This window comes from Streptomyces sp. NPDC088733 (assembly GCF_044751185.1).
GTDB lineage: Bacteria > Actinomycetota > Actinomycetes > Streptomycetales > Streptomycetaceae > Actinacidiphila.
The window spans coordinates 1-15,678 of record NZ_JBIVLH010000039.1 but is presented as its reverse complement, the minus strand read 5'-3'; the positions used below and the strand labels follow the sequence as shown (position 1 = coordinate 15,678).

At 72.1% G+C, this 15,678-nt stretch carries 14 protein-coding genes; 5 read left to right on the top strand and 9 right to left on the bottom strand.

The features are described 5' to 3' along the window. Nucleotides 1-21: 21 nt before the first annotated feature. The 8 genes from ACIP64_RS39155 to mtnA form a co-directional block, all read right to left on the bottom strand. Nucleotides 22-792 (bottom strand): response regulator, encoded by a 771-nt coding sequence (locus tag ACIP64_RS39155; RefSeq protein ID WP_401596978.1) that lies wholly within the window; start codon nucleotides 790-792, stop codon nucleotides 22-24. Nucleotides 793-975: 183 nt separating this feature from the next. Next, nucleotides 976-1,659: a ribosome hibernation-promoting factor, HPF/YfiA family gene (gene hpf / locus ACIP64_RS39150; RefSeq protein WP_401596975.1), complete on the bottom strand. Its 684-nt coding sequence runs from the start codon at nucleotides 1,657-1,659 to the stop codon at nucleotides 976-978. Between the two features lie 503 nt (nucleotides 1,660-2,162). After that, a complete protein-coding gene (locus tag ACIP64_RS39145; protein ID WP_401596972.1) occupies nucleotides 2,163-2,888 on the bottom strand; it encodes a ComF family protein in 726 nt (241 codons plus the stop codon). 174 nt (nucleotides 2,889-3,062) lie between these two features. Next, nucleotides 3,063-4,883: an LpqB family beta-propeller domain-containing protein gene (locus ACIP64_RS39140; protein ID WP_401596969.1), complete on the bottom strand. Its 1,821-nt coding sequence runs from the start codon at nucleotides 4,881-4,883 to the stop codon at nucleotides 3,063-3,065. Beyond that, nucleotides 4,883-6,880 carry an MtrAB system histidine kinase MtrB gene (gene mtrB, locus ACIP64_RS39135; RefSeq protein WP_401596966.1) on the bottom strand — a complete coding sequence of 666 codons (1,998 nt, stop codon included), beginning with the start codon at nucleotides 6,878-6,880 and terminating at the stop codon, nucleotides 4,883-4,885. The genes ACIP64_RS39140 and mtrB overlap by 1 nt, the downstream gene beginning before the upstream one ends. 1 nt (nucleotide 6,881) lies before the next feature. After that, nucleotides 6,882-7,571, bottom strand: a complete 690-nt coding sequence (gene mtrA, locus ACIP64_RS39130) for a two-component system response regulator MtrA (RefSeq protein WP_078620260.1) — start codon at nucleotides 7,569-7,571, stop codon at nucleotides 6,882-6,884. A 278-nt stretch (nucleotides 7,572-7,849) separates the two neighbouring features. After that, nucleotides 7,850-8,614 (bottom strand): SDR family NAD(P)-dependent oxidoreductase, encoded by a 765-nt coding sequence (locus ACIP64_RS39125; RefSeq protein ID WP_401596963.1) that lies wholly within the window; start codon nucleotides 8,612-8,614, stop codon nucleotides 7,850-7,852. A gap of 214 nt (nucleotides 8,615-8,828) precedes the next feature. Continuing rightward, nucleotides 8,829-9,977 (bottom strand): S-methyl-5-thioribose-1-phosphate isomerase, encoded by a 1,149-nt coding sequence (gene mtnA, locus ACIP64_RS39120; protein WP_401596961.1) that lies wholly within the window; start codon nucleotides 9,975-9,977, stop codon nucleotides 8,829-8,831. A 143-nt stretch (nucleotides 9,978-10,120) separates the two neighbouring features. Between mtnA and ACIP64_RS39115 the strand changes: the two genes are divergently transcribed. The 4 genes from ACIP64_RS39115 to ACIP64_RS39100 are packed head-to-tail and all read left to right on the top strand — an operon-like array spanning nucleotide 10,121 to nucleotide 14,212. After that, on the top strand, nucleotides 10,121-11,365 hold the full coding sequence (locus tag ACIP64_RS39115) for a glycerophosphoryl diester phosphodiesterase membrane domain-containing protein (protein WP_401596958.1): 1,245 nt from the start codon (nucleotides 10,121-10,123) through the stop codon (nucleotides 11,363-11,365). A gap of 5 nt (nucleotides 11,366-11,370) precedes the next feature. Then, the gene (locus ACIP64_RS39110; protein WP_401596955.1) at nucleotides 11,371-12,027 is read left to right on the top strand and encodes a DUF4129 domain-containing protein; all 657 of its coding nucleotides are present in this window, start codon (nucleotides 11,371-11,373) and stop codon (nucleotides 12,025-12,027) included. Further along, nucleotides 12,024-13,247, top strand: a complete 1,224-nt coding sequence (locus ACIP64_RS39105) for a DUF4350 domain-containing protein (protein WP_401596952.1) — start codon at nucleotides 12,024-12,026, stop codon at nucleotides 13,245-13,247. The genes ACIP64_RS39110 and ACIP64_RS39105 overlap by 4 nt, the downstream gene beginning before the upstream one ends. Beyond that, nucleotides 13,244-14,212, top strand: coding sequence for an AAA family ATPase (locus ACIP64_RS39100; protein ID WP_401596949.1), 969 nt, complete (start codon nucleotides 13,244-13,246; stop codon nucleotides 14,210-14,212). Before ACIP64_RS39105 ends, ACIP64_RS39100 begins: the two co-directional genes overlap by 4 nt. 19 nt (nucleotides 14,213-14,231) lie before the next feature. On the opposite strand, the gene ACIP64_RS39095 is transcribed toward ACIP64_RS39100, so the two are convergent. After that, nucleotides 14,232-14,387 (bottom strand): hypothetical protein, encoded by a 156-nt coding sequence (locus tag ACIP64_RS39095; RefSeq protein ID WP_401596946.1) that lies wholly within the window; start codon nucleotides 14,385-14,387, stop codon nucleotides 14,232-14,234. Nucleotides 14,388-14,447: 60 nt separating this feature from the next. Between ACIP64_RS39095 and ACIP64_RS39090 the strand changes: the two genes are divergently transcribed. Next, complete coding sequence (locus tag ACIP64_RS39090; RefSeq protein WP_401596943.1) at nucleotides 14,448-15,539, top strand: DUF58 domain-containing protein; 1,092 nt, start codon at nucleotides 14,448-14,450, stop codon at nucleotides 15,537-15,539. The last annotated feature ends 139 nt before the right edge of the window (nucleotides 15,540-15,678 follow it).

Here is a 15,678-nt window from a genome sequence, read left to right as displayed (position 1 = left end):
CGGTCGGCCGACCGGGCACCGCTAGCGGATCTCCAGGATCTTCTCCCGCATCGCGTACACCACGGCCTCCATGCGCGAGTGCAGTTGGAGCTTCTCCAGGATGTTGCGCACATGGTTCTTCACGGTGTTCTCACTGATGAAGAGCTCCTTCGCGATGTCCCGGTTGTTCATCCCGGTCGCGACGAGCTTCAGCACCTCCAGCTCACGGTCGGTCAACCGCGGTGCCGGGACGAGCCGTCGCTCGTCCGTGCGCTGGATCATCGACTTGAACTCGGTGAGCAGCTTGGACGCCATCGACGGGCTGATCTGCGACTGCCCGTCGGCGACCGCGCGGATCGCGGTGGCGACCTCGTCCGTGGAGATCTCCTTGAGGAGATAGCCGGTGGCGCCGGCCTTGATCGCCTCGTAGAGGTCGGCCTCCTCGTCGCTCATCGTCAGCATGATGATCTTCGCGCTCGGCGCCACCTCCTTGATGGAGGTACAGGCCTCGATCCCGCCCCGCCTCGGCATCCGCACATCCATCAGCACGATGTCCGGGAGCAGGTCGGCGGCCTTCTCCGTCGCCTCCGCACCGTCCCCGGCCTCACCGATGACCTGGATGTCCTCCTCCTGCGCGAGCACGATCTCCAGTCCCCGCCGGAACAACGCGTGATCGTCCACCACGAGAACCCTGATCGGCTCCTTGCGCGGCACACCGGCCGTGCCGTGCGCGCCGTTCGCGCCCGCGTCCTGCGCGGCCCCGTCACCGGGTTCCGCCGCACCGGACGGCGCGGGCTCGAAGCTGTCGGCCATCGGTTCCTCCCCCTCGGGCCGGCCGCCCGTGGTCGTTGCACGCTTCTGTGCACCTTCGTGCCAGGCCGATCGGGCAGTGCGGCCCGACAGTCGGCTGCCCGGCCATGATTCCATGCCGGGACACGGCAACGCCCCCGGACGGAGGTCGTTTCCCGCCCGGGGGCGCCGCCCGTTACCGTCACATCACCGGCGCAGCGCTCCTCCCGCACCGGACGGCGCCACCATGACGGAGGGGTCCGCCTTCAGGTGGATGACGCCGTAGTCGTAGCCGTGCCGCCGGTAGACGACACTCGGTTGTTCCGTGTCGGAGTCGATGAACAGATAGAAATCGTGCCCGATCAGTTCCATCTCGTAGAGCGCCTGATCGAGCGTCATCGGTGCTGCCGCGTGCGTCTTCTCGCGCACCACCAGCGGGCCTTCGCCCTGGACCTCCAGGGAACCCATCTTGGTGGTGGGCACGCCGGCGGCGGAGTCGTCCGCGGGCCGGGTGCCGTTGGACTCCTCGGCGGCCAGCACGGCCGTCGCCTCCGCCACGCTGAGGGGCGCACGGCTCCCGCCGCGGTGGTGCACCCTGCGTTTGTCGGCGGCCTTGCGCAGTCGCGCCTCGAGCTTGCTCACCGCGAGGTCGAGCGCCGCGTACGGATCCGTAGCGGCGGCCTCGGCCCGGATCACCGGTCCACGCGAGAGCAAGGTGATCTCCACCCGGTCGGAGCGGTCCGCCTGCCGGGGGTTGGGCTCCTTCGACACCTCGACCTCGAGGCTGATCACCTTGCCGTCGAGCTTCTGGATCTTGTCCAGCTTCTCGGTCACGTGCTTCCGGAACCGCTCGGGCACCTCGGTCTTGCGGCCCTTGACGACGATGTCCACGCAGAACTCCGTTCCCGGATCGCCCCGTTCGCACAGGACGAATCCCTTGCGCTGAGGCCGGCGGGTACCAGGTCCCGCCCGGCGTCGACGTTCGTAGCCACTCCGCACACCTCCGGAGGCCTCCGGGGCGGCGAAGCCGCAACTCTCACCTCCTCCTCCCCCGGGAGAAAGATCAACATCCACTGAACGGTGGGTGAACCACAACCCGCGGTCCGCGGAACGGCGGGCCACCTCCGGCGGCCGCGTCCCTCACAACCGAACATAGACCCGGAGTACCACGGTCGGCACCCCCAGCGGGGCGATACCTCCGTTCGGGTGAAACGGCGGTTGCACGACCTGCAACATCACCGGTGCCCGAGGGGTTCCGCTTACCGGCGCGCGGAGGCGACCACCCGCGCACGAGGGGCTGCGGACCCGCTTCCGGGCACCGGCGCGCGCCGTTTCCGGCACCCGTGGCCGTGCCGCACTCCGTGACGCGCCTTGCTCACGGACGGGCGGCCCCGCTACTCCGTTCGGCGGCGCAGCGGAGCCGGGCCGCCGATCACCGCGGCGGCAAGGACTCGGCCGCCGGCCGCCTCGACGGCCCGGGCGGCGGCCACCAGGGAGGCACCCGTGGTCATCAGGTCGTCCACGAGGACCGCCCCGGTGCGCCTGAGCAGTCCGGCGGCGCCCGGTACGGCCTCCAGGGCCCCGGAGAGGTTGGCGAGCCGGTCCGGTGCGGCGAGGCCCGCCTGGTCGGCGACGGGGCGGCGCTGCCGCAGGACCCTGGCGGCCCGCACGGGGAGCCCGTCCCGGCGGAGGTCCGCGGCGGCGGCCCGCGCCATGCGGCGGGTGGCGTCGTGGCCGCGGGCGGCGACGGCGCGGCGGGAGGAGGGGACGGGGACGAGGAGCAGCGGCCCAGTCTCGGGGGCCCCTCCCCCACCCCCTCCCCTCACCGCCGCGTAGACGGCGCCCGCCAGCGCCGCGCCCAGCGGCCGCGCCAGCCCGAGGGCGCCGCGCTCCTTGTGCGCGAGCAGCACGGCGCGCGGCTGGTCGGCGTAGACGGCCGCCGCCCACACCTCCGGGAGCCCGGCGGGCGGCGGGTCGGGCCATACGCGCCGCGCCCCCGGCTCGTACAGCGTCGCCCCGCACTCCTCGCACAGTCCGGTGCGCGGCGCGCCGCACCCCGCGCACTCCCCCGGCAGCACCAGACCCGCGATTTCGCGCCACCATTCCCGTAGGCCTCGCATGACTCAACGATGCCGGGTGGGGGAGACATCCGCCAGGGTCGTCCACAGGGCTGTGGATAACTCCTGTGGGTAAAGCTTCGCGGGAGGCCGAGCACGACAGAAAAGACCCGCTTTGTCACGTTTCTACGGTGCCTCGCCTGTGTGTTGTCCACGCAACCGACGCCCGGCCGCCGCTCAGCCCGGATAGACCGGCGCGGTGCCCTTGGGGGTGACTTCCTTCCAGTTCGCGTCCGGGGGCAGCCGGAAGATGCCGCCGTCCAGTTCCGCGAGCAGCGGCTTGTCCTGGTTCTCGGAGGCGGCCACCGACTTGACGCCGCTGATGCCGGGCAGGCTCGGGGTGAAGGACGCCGAGCCGTCCGCGTTGATGTACTGGATCTGGGGGACGCCCCCGGTCTCCCGGCCCACCACCACGAGGCGGCTCACCCCCGCCCAGGAGGCCGCTATGACGTCCTCCAGCTGCGGGGTCACGCGGCGCAGGTCGGCGACGGCGATCTGCGGGTCGTCGGAGGGCCCGGTGCGTTCGATGCGGCCGAGCCGCAGCGTGGTGTGCTTGCCCTCGCTCACCAGCAGGGCGATGCGGACACCGTCGGCGGCCACCCGCAGCGACTCGATCCGGCCGTCGCCGAGCTCCGGCACCGCGACGTCGACGGGTGTGCCGGCACCGTCGCGGAACATGAGCAGCCGGGGCCGGTTGGGGTCGCGGTCGGCGACCCACAGGCCGCCGTAGCCGTCCCAGCTGGGCGCGCTGAGCCGGTTCTTCCGGTCGGCGGCCTCACTCTGCGCGACGACCGGCCCGAGCTCCCCGCCCGCGTTCAGCGAGGAGACGTAGAGGTCGGCGCCGTCGTCGGTGACCCCGGCCGCGGACTGCTCGTCGCGGCGCACCGCGACGGTGCCCAGCTTGAGCGGCCCCGACCCGAAGGGCCCGGGCACCGTGATGGGCTGGGTGCCCTCGCCGCTGAGGCTGACGAGGTGGTGCTCGGCGTCGATGAAGTACTGCTCGTTGCCCTGACCGGCCAGCCCCTCCGGTGCGTAGGCACTGGCGGCCTGCTCCCGCGACAGGGAGCAGGCGACGCGGCCGGCCGGGCCCTGCACCTCCACGGACGGCAGGGGGCTGGAGGACATGCCCTGCACGGTCTGGATGAGCTGGGCGGCCATCCGCTCGCAGCGAGGGCCGTCGCCGGGCGCGCGGTTGAGCCGGACGGTGAGGCGCTGGGTGTCGTCCAGGGAGACCTTGGTGGCGCGGATGCCGCTGGAGAAGGCCGATTCGACGACGGGCTGGAGCCAGTCGGTCGGTCCGGTCAGCAGCGCGTCGACGGTCGCGGCCAGCGGGTTGATGCGCTTGCGCAGGTACAGGGGGTCGGCGACCAGGGAATCGCGATGCCCGGTGAGGGCGTCCGCGCCCAGGGAGGCGAAGTAGTACGTGTCCACCGAGCGGTAGAAGCGGGTGAAGTCGGCCTCGCTCAGCACGAGCCCGTCGGCGACGCCGGCGATGCGCCATTCGCCGTTCTCCTTGGTCAGCCGGATCCCGGTGCTGAAGGTGCCCTCGTCCGCGCGGTACGCGTGCCTGGCGTCGACCGCGGCGACCTTCTCACCGGTGAGGCTGATTTGGGTGCCGTCGTCGCCCTTGCCGTCACCCGTGGCGTCCGGCTCCTGCACCTGGGTGGGGCCGTCGGCGAGGATGGTGATCCCGGAGTCCGGCTTCCACAGCTGGGCCTGCTCCTTGGTCATGTAGAGCTTGGCGGTGTCGTACTTCGCCTCGTCGCTGGTGGTCGCCTCCAGGAAACCGCTGACGATCTCCCGCGGCGTCTCGCCCTTCTGCGGTTTCACGCCGTAGACGCGTACCTGGGGGTCGGTGTCCGCGTGCTGCTCGCCGCCGACGCGGTGCACCTCGCCGCTGTCGGGCATGGAGGCGCAGCCCGTGAGCAGGACGAGGAGACAGCCCAGGAGCATGCCCGCCTTGACCGGCCGCGGTCGGCCGCCCCCCATCGCGCGCATCAGCTCTCGTCCTCCCGCGCCTGGTCCGTGGTGGTGGTGTGGGTGGCCGTGCCGCTGCCGGCCCGGTGGCCGACGACGCGGGCGCCGTTGCCGGGCAGTGCGGCGGGGTCCGCGGCTGGGGGCCGGGGAGCGCTGAGCGGCATGTTGGGGATGGCGGGCGCGGCGAACCGCGACACCGGCACCCCGTGCAGGGCCGGGGTGTGCGCCGGGACGGCCGCGCCTTCGAGGGCCGCGCCGAGCGCGATGGCGCCGGCGGGCATGGCGCGGGGGCCGGCGTTCAGCTCGCGGTTGCGGCGCGAGTCCTCGGGTTCCAGGGCGATCGGGGAGCCGCGCAGGCTGTCGGCGCCGGTGCGGGGCAGGGTCAGCCGGAACTGCGAGCCGCCGCCCGGTTCGCCCCAGGCCTGCAGCCAGCCGCCGTGCAGCCGGGCGTCCTCGAGCGCGATGGACAGGCCGAGGCCGGTGCCGCCGGTGGTGCGGGCGCGCGCGGGGTCGGCGCGCCAGAAGCGGTTGAAGACGCGGGTGGCCTCGCCGGGCTTGAGGCCGACGCCGTAGTCGCGGACGGCCACGGCGACGGCCCCGCCGGCCGAGGCCATGCGGACGTGGACGTCGCGGCCCTCGCCGTGCTCGACGGCGTTGACGACGAGGTTGCGCAGGACCCGCTCGACGCGCCGGGCGTCGGCCTCGACGGTCACGGGCTGCTCGTCGCCGTGGACGATGATGCGGCTGCCCTTGCGCTCCGCCAGCGGCTCGGCGCCGTCGACGACCCGGCGCACGACGTCGCGCAGGTCTATCGGCTCGGCCTCCAGGGCCGCGGCACCGGCGTCGAACCGGCTGATCTCCAGCAGGTCGGAGAGCATCGACTCGAACCGGTCCAGTTGGTTCTGGAGCAGTTCGGCGGAGCGGGACGTCGCCGGGTCGAAGTCCTCGCGGGCCTCGTGGATAACGTCGGCGGCCATGCGGACCGTGGTCAGCGGGGTGCGCAGTTCGTGGGAGACGTCGGAGACGAACCGGCGCTGCATCCGGGACAGGTCCTCCAGCTGCTGGATCTTGACCTGGAGGGTCTGGGCCATCTTGTTGAAGGACTCGCCGAGCCGGGCGATGTCGTCCTCGCCGGTGACCTTCATGCGTTCCTGCAGGTGTCCGGCGGCCAGCCGTTCGGAGATCTGGGCGGCCATGCGGACGGGGGTGACGACCTGCCGCACGACGAGCCAGGCGATGGCGCCGAGCAGCACGACGACGAAGATGCCGGCGGTGGCGAGGGTGCCCTTGACCAGGCCGAGGGTCTTCTCCTCCTGGTCGAAGGGGAAGAGGTAGTACAGCTGGTAGGGCTTGCCGTTGGGGTCGTTGAGGCGCTGTCCGACGATGAGGGCGGGTTCCCCCTGGGGGACGCTGTCGCTCTTCATCGAGGTGTAGCGCTCGTAGACCTCCAGCGTGCCGTCGAGGGACTGCCGCAGGTCGGCCGGCACGCTCTCCTCGGGCCACACCCCGCCGGAGCCGCGGGGACCGTGGGTGCCGGGGCTGTCGGCCTGGGTGCTGTACGTCATCTGCTGCTCGGCGTTGGAGCTGAGGGCGACGACGGAGTAGACGCCCTGGCCGCCGCTGGCGAGCTGTTCGACGAGGTTGTTGAGCCAGGTCGCGGTGTCGGTCTGGCTGCGCGCGTCGGTGCCGGAGTCGCCGCTGTCGGTGACGTTGCGGGCCTTCTCCTTGGCCACGGCGAAGCCGCCGACGGCCTGGCTCTGCGCGGTCTGCCGCTTGGCGTCGAGCAGTCCGTTCTTGACCTGGCCGATCACGACCACGCCGAGGAGCAGCACGACGCCCAGCGACATCAGCAGTGTGGTGGCGACGACGCGCAGCTGGATGTTGCGCCGCCACAGCCGGGTGGCGGGCTGGAGGGGCCGCCTGGCCCAGCGGACGCACGAGCGGAGCACCGGCAGCAGGCCCGTGAGGGGGTCCGCGTGCCGGCTCTCCTGCCGCTCACGCTCGTACGGGGTCCCCATGTCAGCCCGGTCCGGCCTTGTAGCCGACGCCGCGGACGGTCACCACGATCTCGGGGCGCTCGGGGTCGCGTTCGACCTTGGAGCGCAGCCGTTGGACGTGGACGTTGACCAGGCGGGTGTCGGCCGCGTGCCGGTAGCCCCAGACCTGCTCGAGGAGCACCTCGCGGGTGAAGACCTGCCACGGTTTGCGGGCGAGCGCGACCAGCAGGTCGAACTCGAGCGGGGTCAGCGCGATGGGCTGCCCGTCCCGCTTGACCGAGTGGCCGGCGACGTCGATGACGAGGTCGCCGATGGTGAGCTGCTCGGGTGTCGGCTCCTCCGCCCTGCGCAGCCGGGCCCGCACGCGGGCCACCAGCTCCTTGGGCTTGAAGGGCTTGATCACGTAGTCGTCGGCGCCGGACTCCAGGCCCACCACCACGTCGACCGTGTCGCTCTTCGCGGTGAGCATGACGATGGGTACCCCGGACTCGGCCCGGATCTGGCGGCACACGTCGATGCCGTCCCGTCCGGGGAGCATGAGGTCGAGGAGGACCAGATCCGGTTTGGTCTCACGGAAAGCGGCGAGGGCCTTGTCACCGTCGGCCACGAACGACGGCTCAAAACCCTCGCCGCGCAGCACGATGCCAAGCATCTCCGCCAGTGCGGTGTCGTCGTCGACGACCAGGACGCGTCCCTTCATAGCGACCATCATCCCATTTTCGCATCGATAGCTTTGACCATGGTGTTCGTCGTCACCCCGCCGTGCTCTCCGTCGACTGGCATCTGCCGTTGACCTGGGATGTTCGGAGCCGTGGCGTCACTCACGCATACGGTCTCCGGACACCTGGTTCCGGACAGTGAACACCCTGCCAGGTCCATGGCGAGCTGCGCGACGGGTCGTAGGGCCTTGTTCTCCGACGAAGGTCACTTCGCGACGGTTCCGGCAGGCCGGAGGGGCGGCCCGGCCGGGTCGGGTCGGGTCGGGTCGGGTCACAGGCTCTGGCCGCCGGAGATCTCGATGCGCTGGGCGGTGACCCACCGGTTCGCGTCCGAGAGCAGCGCGGCGAGCGCCGCGCCGATGTCGTCGGGCTCGCCCGTGCGGCCGAGGGCGACCTGAGAGCTGATCCGGGTCCGCACGTGCTCGTTGTGGATCATGCCACCGCCGCCGAAGTCGGTCGCCGTCGCGCCGGGGGCGATGGCGTTGACGCGGATACCGCGGGCGCCGAGCTCCTTGGCCTGGTAGCGGGTGAGGACCTCGACCGCGCCCTTGACGGCGCCGTAAGCGGCGTGGCCGGGGGCGGTGATGCGCGTCAGGCCGGTGGAGACGTTGACGACGGCGCCGCCGTCGGCGAGCTGCGGCAGCAGGGACTGGGTGAGGAAGAAGGCGCCCTTGAGGTGGACGGAGACCATGTCGTCGAAGTCCTTCTCGGTGGTCTCCGCGAAGGACGCCGTCAGGTCGTGACCGGCATTGTTGACCAGGTAGTCGAAGGTGGTCCTGTCCCAGCGGGACTTCAGCTCGCCGGCCAGTTGCGCGGCGAAGCCGGCGAAGGAGCTCACGGCGCCGGTGTCCAGCCGCAGGGCGACCGCGGTCCGGCCCAGAGCCTCGACGGCCGCCACGACGTCCTCCGCCTCGGCCCGGTTGTTCCGGTACGTGATCACGACGTCCACCCCGTCCGCGGCCAGCCGCAGGGCGCCGGCGCGGCCCAGGCCTCGGTTGGCCCCGGTGATGAGGGCGATCTTCCGGTCGGTGCTCACAGCGACTCCTTCGCGGGTGCTCGACGGTGGGGATCGCTCCGGTTGGTCGGCGACCTCACCCACTCCAGTGGAGGCGGCGGAGCCCGGCGCAGCCAGTGCATCCGTCTTCCACGGACTGCCGGTACCAGGAAGCGCCGGGAGCCCGGCCGCGAGGAGGGCATGCCACGGCCCCTGGCCCGCATCACAGCGCGGGCCAGAGGGCCGTCGCCGTGCCTCAGCCAGGGATCACCCCGGTGCCGGATCGCGAACCCGGGACACGGGGAGCGCACAGTGCCGCCAGCGCATCCGCCGTGACCGGCGAGACCACGCCGGTCTCCGTCACTATCGCCGTGATCAGGCTCGGCGGCGTGATGTCGAACGCGGGGTTGTACGCCTGGGTGCCGAGCGGAGCCACGGCGCGCCCTGACACGTCCGTGACCTCGTGACCGGAACGCTGCTCGATCTCCACGGCCGCCCCGTCCGGTGTGTCCAGGTCGACGGTGGTGGTCGGGGCCACCACGACGAAGGGCACGTTGTGGTAGCGGGCGAGGACGGCGAGCGGGTAGCTGCCGACCTTGTTGGCGACGGAGCCGTCGGCGGCGATGCGGTCGGCGCCCACGAGGACGGCGTGCACCTCCCCGGCGGCGAAGAGCGAACCGGCGGCGCTGTCGGTGAGCAGCGTGTACGCCATGCCGGTGCGGGCGGCCTCGTAGGCGGTGAGCCGGGCGCCCTGGAGCAGCGGCCGGGTCTCGTCGACCCACAGCCGGCGCAGCTGGCCGCGCCGGTGGGCGGCGAGGGCGACGGCGAAGGCGGTGCCCTCGCCGCCGGAGACGAGCGCACCGGTGTTGCAGTGCGTCAGGATCTGGTAGCCGCCGCCGGGCAGGAGCTCGGAGAGCAGATGGAGGCCGTTGCTGCCCATGGCGGTGCTGGCCGCGGCGTCCTCGGCGTGGAGACTGCGGGCCTCGGCGAGGGCGGCGGCCGCCGCGCGGTCGGGGTCGCCCTGGGCGTCCCCGCTCAGCGCGGCGCGGTAGGCGGCCACGGCGCGCTTGACGCCGTAGGCCAGGTTGACGGCGGTGGGCCGGGCATGCGCGAGGGATTCGGCGGCCTCGTCGACGTCGTAGCCGCGCACGGCGGCGAGCGCCACACCGTAGGCGCCCGCGACACCGAGCACCGGCGCCCCGCGCACGACGAGGGTGCGGATCGCCTCGACGAGTGCGGGCACATCGGTGCAGACCAGTTCCACTTCCTCCGCGGGAAGACGGGTCTGGTCGAGCAGGACGAGGACGGGCCCTTCCGGCGGCTCCTCCCAGCGGAGCGTCGGGAGCGGTTCGTCGGGGTTCCCCTTGGTTTCGTTGGCCAGAGATACCACGTACTGATCACCCATCTGCCCAGTCTGCCGTGAACGGCAGCACGTTTTGAACGGTTGCGGCGTACCGCATCCCCGGGTACAAGCCCACTTACCCCATGGCACGATTGCCACCGTCCCGGCGTTGAACGATCGGGTAGCGCAGTAACGAAGGAGCGATGATGAACGACTCTCCGGGCTGGGCCTCGCCCGGATCCTCCCCCTCCGACGAGCCGGGCCACCCGAACGGGCCCGACACGCCGCAGGATTCTGCGCCCCCGAACTGGACTCAGCAGCAGCCTCCGGCCGGCCAGTGGCAGGCCTCCGGAAGCGGAGGATGGGGCAGCCCGCCCCCGCCGCCCGCGTGGGGCGGCACCGGACAGCGCGGCTGGCAGCAGCCGCAGTGGGGTCTTCCGCCCTCCCCCAAGCCCGGCGTCATCCCGCTGCGGCCGCTGGGAGTGGGCGAGATCCTGGACGGGGCGGTCTCCACCATGCGCGCGCACTGGCGGACGGTCCTGGGCATCGCCCTGGTGGTCTCCCTGGTCACCCAGGGCGCCTCGGTGCTCCTGCAGGGGCTGGCGCTCAGCGACAACAGCAGCATCAACGCCCTGGAGAACAACCCCGAGCCCAGCCTCAGCGATGTCGCGGACGCCGTCGGCGGCAGCCTCGCGGGCGCCGGGGTCACCATGGTCATCACGCTGCTCGGCGTGGTGATCGCCACCGCGATGCTCACCATGGTGATCAGCAGGGCCGTGCTGGGCCGGCAGGTCACCACGGGCGAGGCCTGGTCCGACGCCCGGCCCCAGTTGGGCCGGCTGCTCGGTCTGACCCTCCTGATCGCCCTCATAGGGGTGGGCATCGTGGCCGTCGGCATCGGCCCCGGGGTGGCACTGGCCGTCGGCGGCTCCGTCGGTGCCGGGCTCAGTCTCGCGTTGTTCGGTGGTCTGGCGGCTTTCGTCGTCGTCGTGTGGCTGATGATCCGGTTCAGCCTCGCCTCTCCCGCGCTGATGCTGGAGAAGCAGGGCGTGGTCAAGTCGATGGCGCGGTCGTCCAAGTTGGTGCGCGGCTCGTGGTGGCGCGTGCTGGGTATCCAGTTGCTCTCCTCGCTGCTCGTCTACCTCATCACCTCGATCATCCAGATCCCCTTCCTGATCGTGGGCCTGGCGATCAGCGGCGACGGCCTGTCCGCCTTCACCTCGCCCAACTCCGGCGGGCTCGGCTGGTCCTACCTGATCGTCGTCGGCATCGGCGCCGTCATCGGATCCACCATCACCTTCCCCATCAGTGCGGGCGTGACCGCCCTGCTCTACATGGACCAGCGCATCCGCCGCGAGGCCCTGGACATCGACCTCGCCCGCGCCGCCGGCGTCAGCGGGTACGGGGAGCCGACGGGCGCACCCGGCGCGAGTCCGGCCACCGGGGCCTGACGCCGGTGTCGGGGGGCGTACCGGTCACGATCCCGCGCGTCCCGGCGCGCGAGGCGGCCGAGGACGAACTGTCCAAGGCCGTCTACCACCAGAACGATCCCGGCCTCCTCCAGCGCGCCATCGCGTGGCTGTGGCGGAAGTTCGCCGACCTGATGGACAGTGCCTCCGGGGCCGCCCCCGGAGGCGCTGTCGGCCTGGTGACGGTGATCGTGCTCGTCGTTGTACTGGTCGTCGCCCTGCGCCTGCGGCTCGGCAAGCTGCGGGCTCAGCCCACCGTGGCCGGCGGCCTGTTCGCCGAGACGCCGCGCACCGCCGCGGAACACCGGGCGGCGGCCGAGGAGCATGCCCGCAACGGCGCCTGGACCGAGGCCGTCCAGGAGCGGATGCGGGCGATCGTGCGCTCCTTGGAGGAACGCGCCGTGATCGACCCACGTCCCGGCCGCACCGCCGACGAGGCCGTGGCCGACGCCGGCCGCCACCTCCCCGACCACGCCGCGGCGCTCCGCGACGCCGCCCGCACCTTCGACGACGTCACCTACGGCAACCGCCCCGGCAGTCCCGAGGCCTATGCGGCCCTGCGCGACCTGGACACCCAAGTGGAGCGCGCCAAGCCCCGATTCGCCGCAACGGCCGCTGGACCGTCCGGGGGCGCCCGCCCGTGACCACGGCCCAGGCCACGACACCGGCCCCTGCCTCAACCTCCGCGTCCCCCACGGCACATCAGCTCTGGAGCCGCTGGCGTGCCGTACTGGCGGCGGGCCTCGCCCTCGTCCTGTTCGGCGTCGCCTACGCCGTCCTGCAGTCCGGTGAGAACCACCATGCCCTGGACCCCCGTTCTCCCGACCCGGCGGGAAGCCGGGCCCTGGCACAACTCCTCGGCCACCGCGGTGTGACGACCACGGTCGTCACCACCACCGACGACGCCGCTTCCTCCGCCGGCCCCGACACCACCCTTCTCGTCACCGTCCCCGATCTCTTGACGGATCGTCAGCAGTCGCGTCTACGCAAAGCCATGACGCAGTCCGGCGGTGGTCGGACCGTGCTGCTGGACCCGAGCGACGCGTCCGTCGGCGTGCTGGCCCCTGGGGTCCACTACGCCGGACCGGCCTCCGTCCGGACCCGGCGGGCCGGATGCGACCTGCCCGCGGCGGTCCGCGCGGGCGACGCCGATCTCGGCGGCACCGCCTACACGACCACCGCCGAGGGGGCCGACCGGTGCTACCGAACCGCCGCCGGCAACCCCACCCTGCTGCGTCTCCCAGCAGCGGACGGCGGTGACATCGTGGTCCTCGGCACCCACACACTCCTGCAGAACGAGAACCTCCGCGACCAGGGAAACGCCTCCCTCGCCCTTCAGGTCCTCGGCGCACACCCGCACCTCGTCTGGTACCTCCCCTCTCTCGATGACGCGGCCGCGTTCGACGGCGGCCGGCAGAGCTTCCTCGACCTCATCCCCGACGGCTGGAGCTGGGCCTTCCTCCAACTCCTCGTCGCCGCCGCATTCGCCGCACTCTGGCGGGCGCGCCGACTGGGCCCGATCGTCGCCGAACGGCTGCCCGCGACCGTGCGCGCCGCGGAGGCCACCGAAGGACGGGCCCGCCTCTACCGCCGGGGCAACGCCCGCGCTCGCGCCGCCGAAGCACTGCGGACCGCGACCCGGGACCGGCTGGCCCCCCTTCTCGGCATCCCTCCATCCCAGGCCCACGACCCGGGCGTCCTCGCCTCCGCCGTCGCCGCACGCCTTGACGATCCCGCGGCACAACCGCATGTCACGCTGCACGGCCCTCCCCCGGCCGACGACGCCGCCCTGCTGCGCCTCGCCGACGACCTCGACGCACTCGAACGCCGCATCCTGCGCAACGAGAGGAAAGCAACCCCGTGAGCGCCGCTCCCACCGCCGACAGTGCCCGCGCCTCCCTGGAGGCACTGCGCACCGAAATCGCCAAGGCCGTCGTCGGCCAGGACCCGGCAGTCACAGGCCTGGTGGTGGCCCTCCTCTGCCGAGGGCACGTCCTGCTCGAAGGCGTGCCCGGTGTCGCCAAGACACTGCTGGTGCGCGCCCTGGCAGCGTCGCTCCGACTGGAGACCAAGCGCGTCCAGTTCACGCCCGACCTGATGCCCGGCGACATCACCGGATCCCTCATCTACGACGCCCGCACCGCCGAGTTCTCCTTCCAGGCCGGTCCCGTCTTCACCAACCTCCTTCTCGCCGACGAAATCAACCGCACACCTCCCAAGACCCAGGCCTCACTCCTGGAGGCAATGGAGGAGCGCCAGGTCACCGTCGACGGCCTCCCTCGCCCGCTGCCGGAACCGTTCCTGGTCGCGGCGACGCAGAACCCGGTCGAGTACGAGGGCACCTATCCCCTCCCGGAGGCCCAGCTGGACCGCTTCCTGCTCAAGCTGGTGCTGCCCCTGCCCTCCCGCGAGACCGAGATCGACGTCCTCACCCGGCACGCCGACGGCTTCAACCCCCGCGACCTGGACTCCGCCGGCATCCGCCCCGTCGCCGGTCCCGCCGACCTCGACGCCGCACGTGCTGCGGTCGCCAAGACGTCGGTCTCCCCCGACATCACCGCCTACATCGTCGATATCTGCCGTGCCACCCGTGACTCCCCCTCACTCGCTCTCGGTGTCTCCCCTCGCGGAGCCACCGCCCTCCTTGCCACCGCCAGGGCCTGGGCCTGGCTGACCGGACGCGACTACGTCACGCCCGACGACGTGAAGGCCTTGGCTCTGCCCACACTCCGGCACCGGATCCAGTTGCGGCCCGAAGCCGAGATGGAAGGCACGACCGCCGACTCGGTCATCACCTCGGTCCTCGCCCACGTCCCCGTGCCCCGCTGAGACGACGGGCCGACCGATGTCACTGACCGGACGAACCGCCCTCCTCGCCGCGATCGGCGCCCTCGTCGTCGGGCTGCTCCTCCCTGACTGGAACGGCATCCTGATCGTCGAAGGCGTCCTTCTTCTCGGAATTCTGTGCGACCTCGCCCTCGCCGCGCCAGTACGAAAGCTCCATTTCACCCGAACCGGTGATACATCAGTTCGACTCGGCGAGAGTGCGGAGGTCACGCTCACCGTGACGAACCCGAGTCGCCGAGCTCTTCGTGCCGCCCTGCGCGACGCCTGGCCGCCCAGCAGCTGGCACCCCGGCACCGAGGTCACGTCCTCACGCCACAGGCTGTCCGTCCCGGCAGGCGAGCGCCGCCGCCTCAGCACCGTCCTCCGGCCCACCCGCCGCGGTGACCGCCGGGCGGAGCGTGTCACCGTCCGCTCCTTCGGCCCCCTCGGCCTGGCCGCCCGCCAGGGGTCGCACCGGGTGCCCTGGACCGTTCGCGTGCTGCCGCCCTTCCACAGCCGCAAGCACCTCCCCTCCCGCCTCGCGCGTCTGCGGGAACTCGACGGCCGTACCTCCGTCCTCATCCGCGGACAGGGAACCGAGTTCGACTCGCTGCGCGAGTACATCCCCGGCGACGACACCCGCTCCATCGACTGGCGGGCCACCGCCCGCCGCTCCGCCGTCGCCGTCCGGACCTGGCGCCCCGAACGCGACCGGCACATCCTCGTCGTCCTGGACACCGGACGCACCTCGGCGGGACGCGTGGGCGACGCACCACGCCTGGACGCCGCCATGGACGCGGCTCTGCTCCTCACGGTGCTCGCCGCCCGCGCAGGCGACCGTGTGGACCTCCTCGCCTACGACCGCCGGGTACGGGCCGCGGTGCAGGGCCGCTCCGCCCGCGACATGCTTCCCGCCTTCGTCGACGCCATGACCCCGCTGGACGCCGAACTCGTCGAAACCGATGCACGAGGGCTGGTCGCGACGGTCCTCCAACGGGCCTCCCACCGCTCTTTGGTGGTACTGCTCACGGGCCTGGACGCCGCTCCCATGGAAGAAGGCCTCCTGCCGGTCCTCCCCCAGCTCACGCACCGCCACGAGGTCCTCGTCGCCTCCGTCGCCGATCCTCGCCTCGAAGACATGGCCACGGGCCGCAGCAGCATCGACGCGGTCTACGCGGCCGCCGCGGCAGAACAAGCCCGCGCAGAACGGCGTCGGGTCGCCGAGCGCCTTTCCCGCCACGGCATCACCGTCGTCGACGCCCCGCCGGCCGATATCGCCCCCGCCCTGGCAGACGCCTACCTCGCACTCAAGGCCGCCGGCCGCCTGTAAAGGCGGTTGCCATCACAACGCAAAAAAGCCTCAACCCCCGAGCGTGAGCTCGGGGGTTGAGGCTGAAGAATTGTTCGGCGGCGTCCTACTCTCCCACAGGGTCCCCCCTGCAGTACCATCGGCGCTGAAAGGCTTAGCT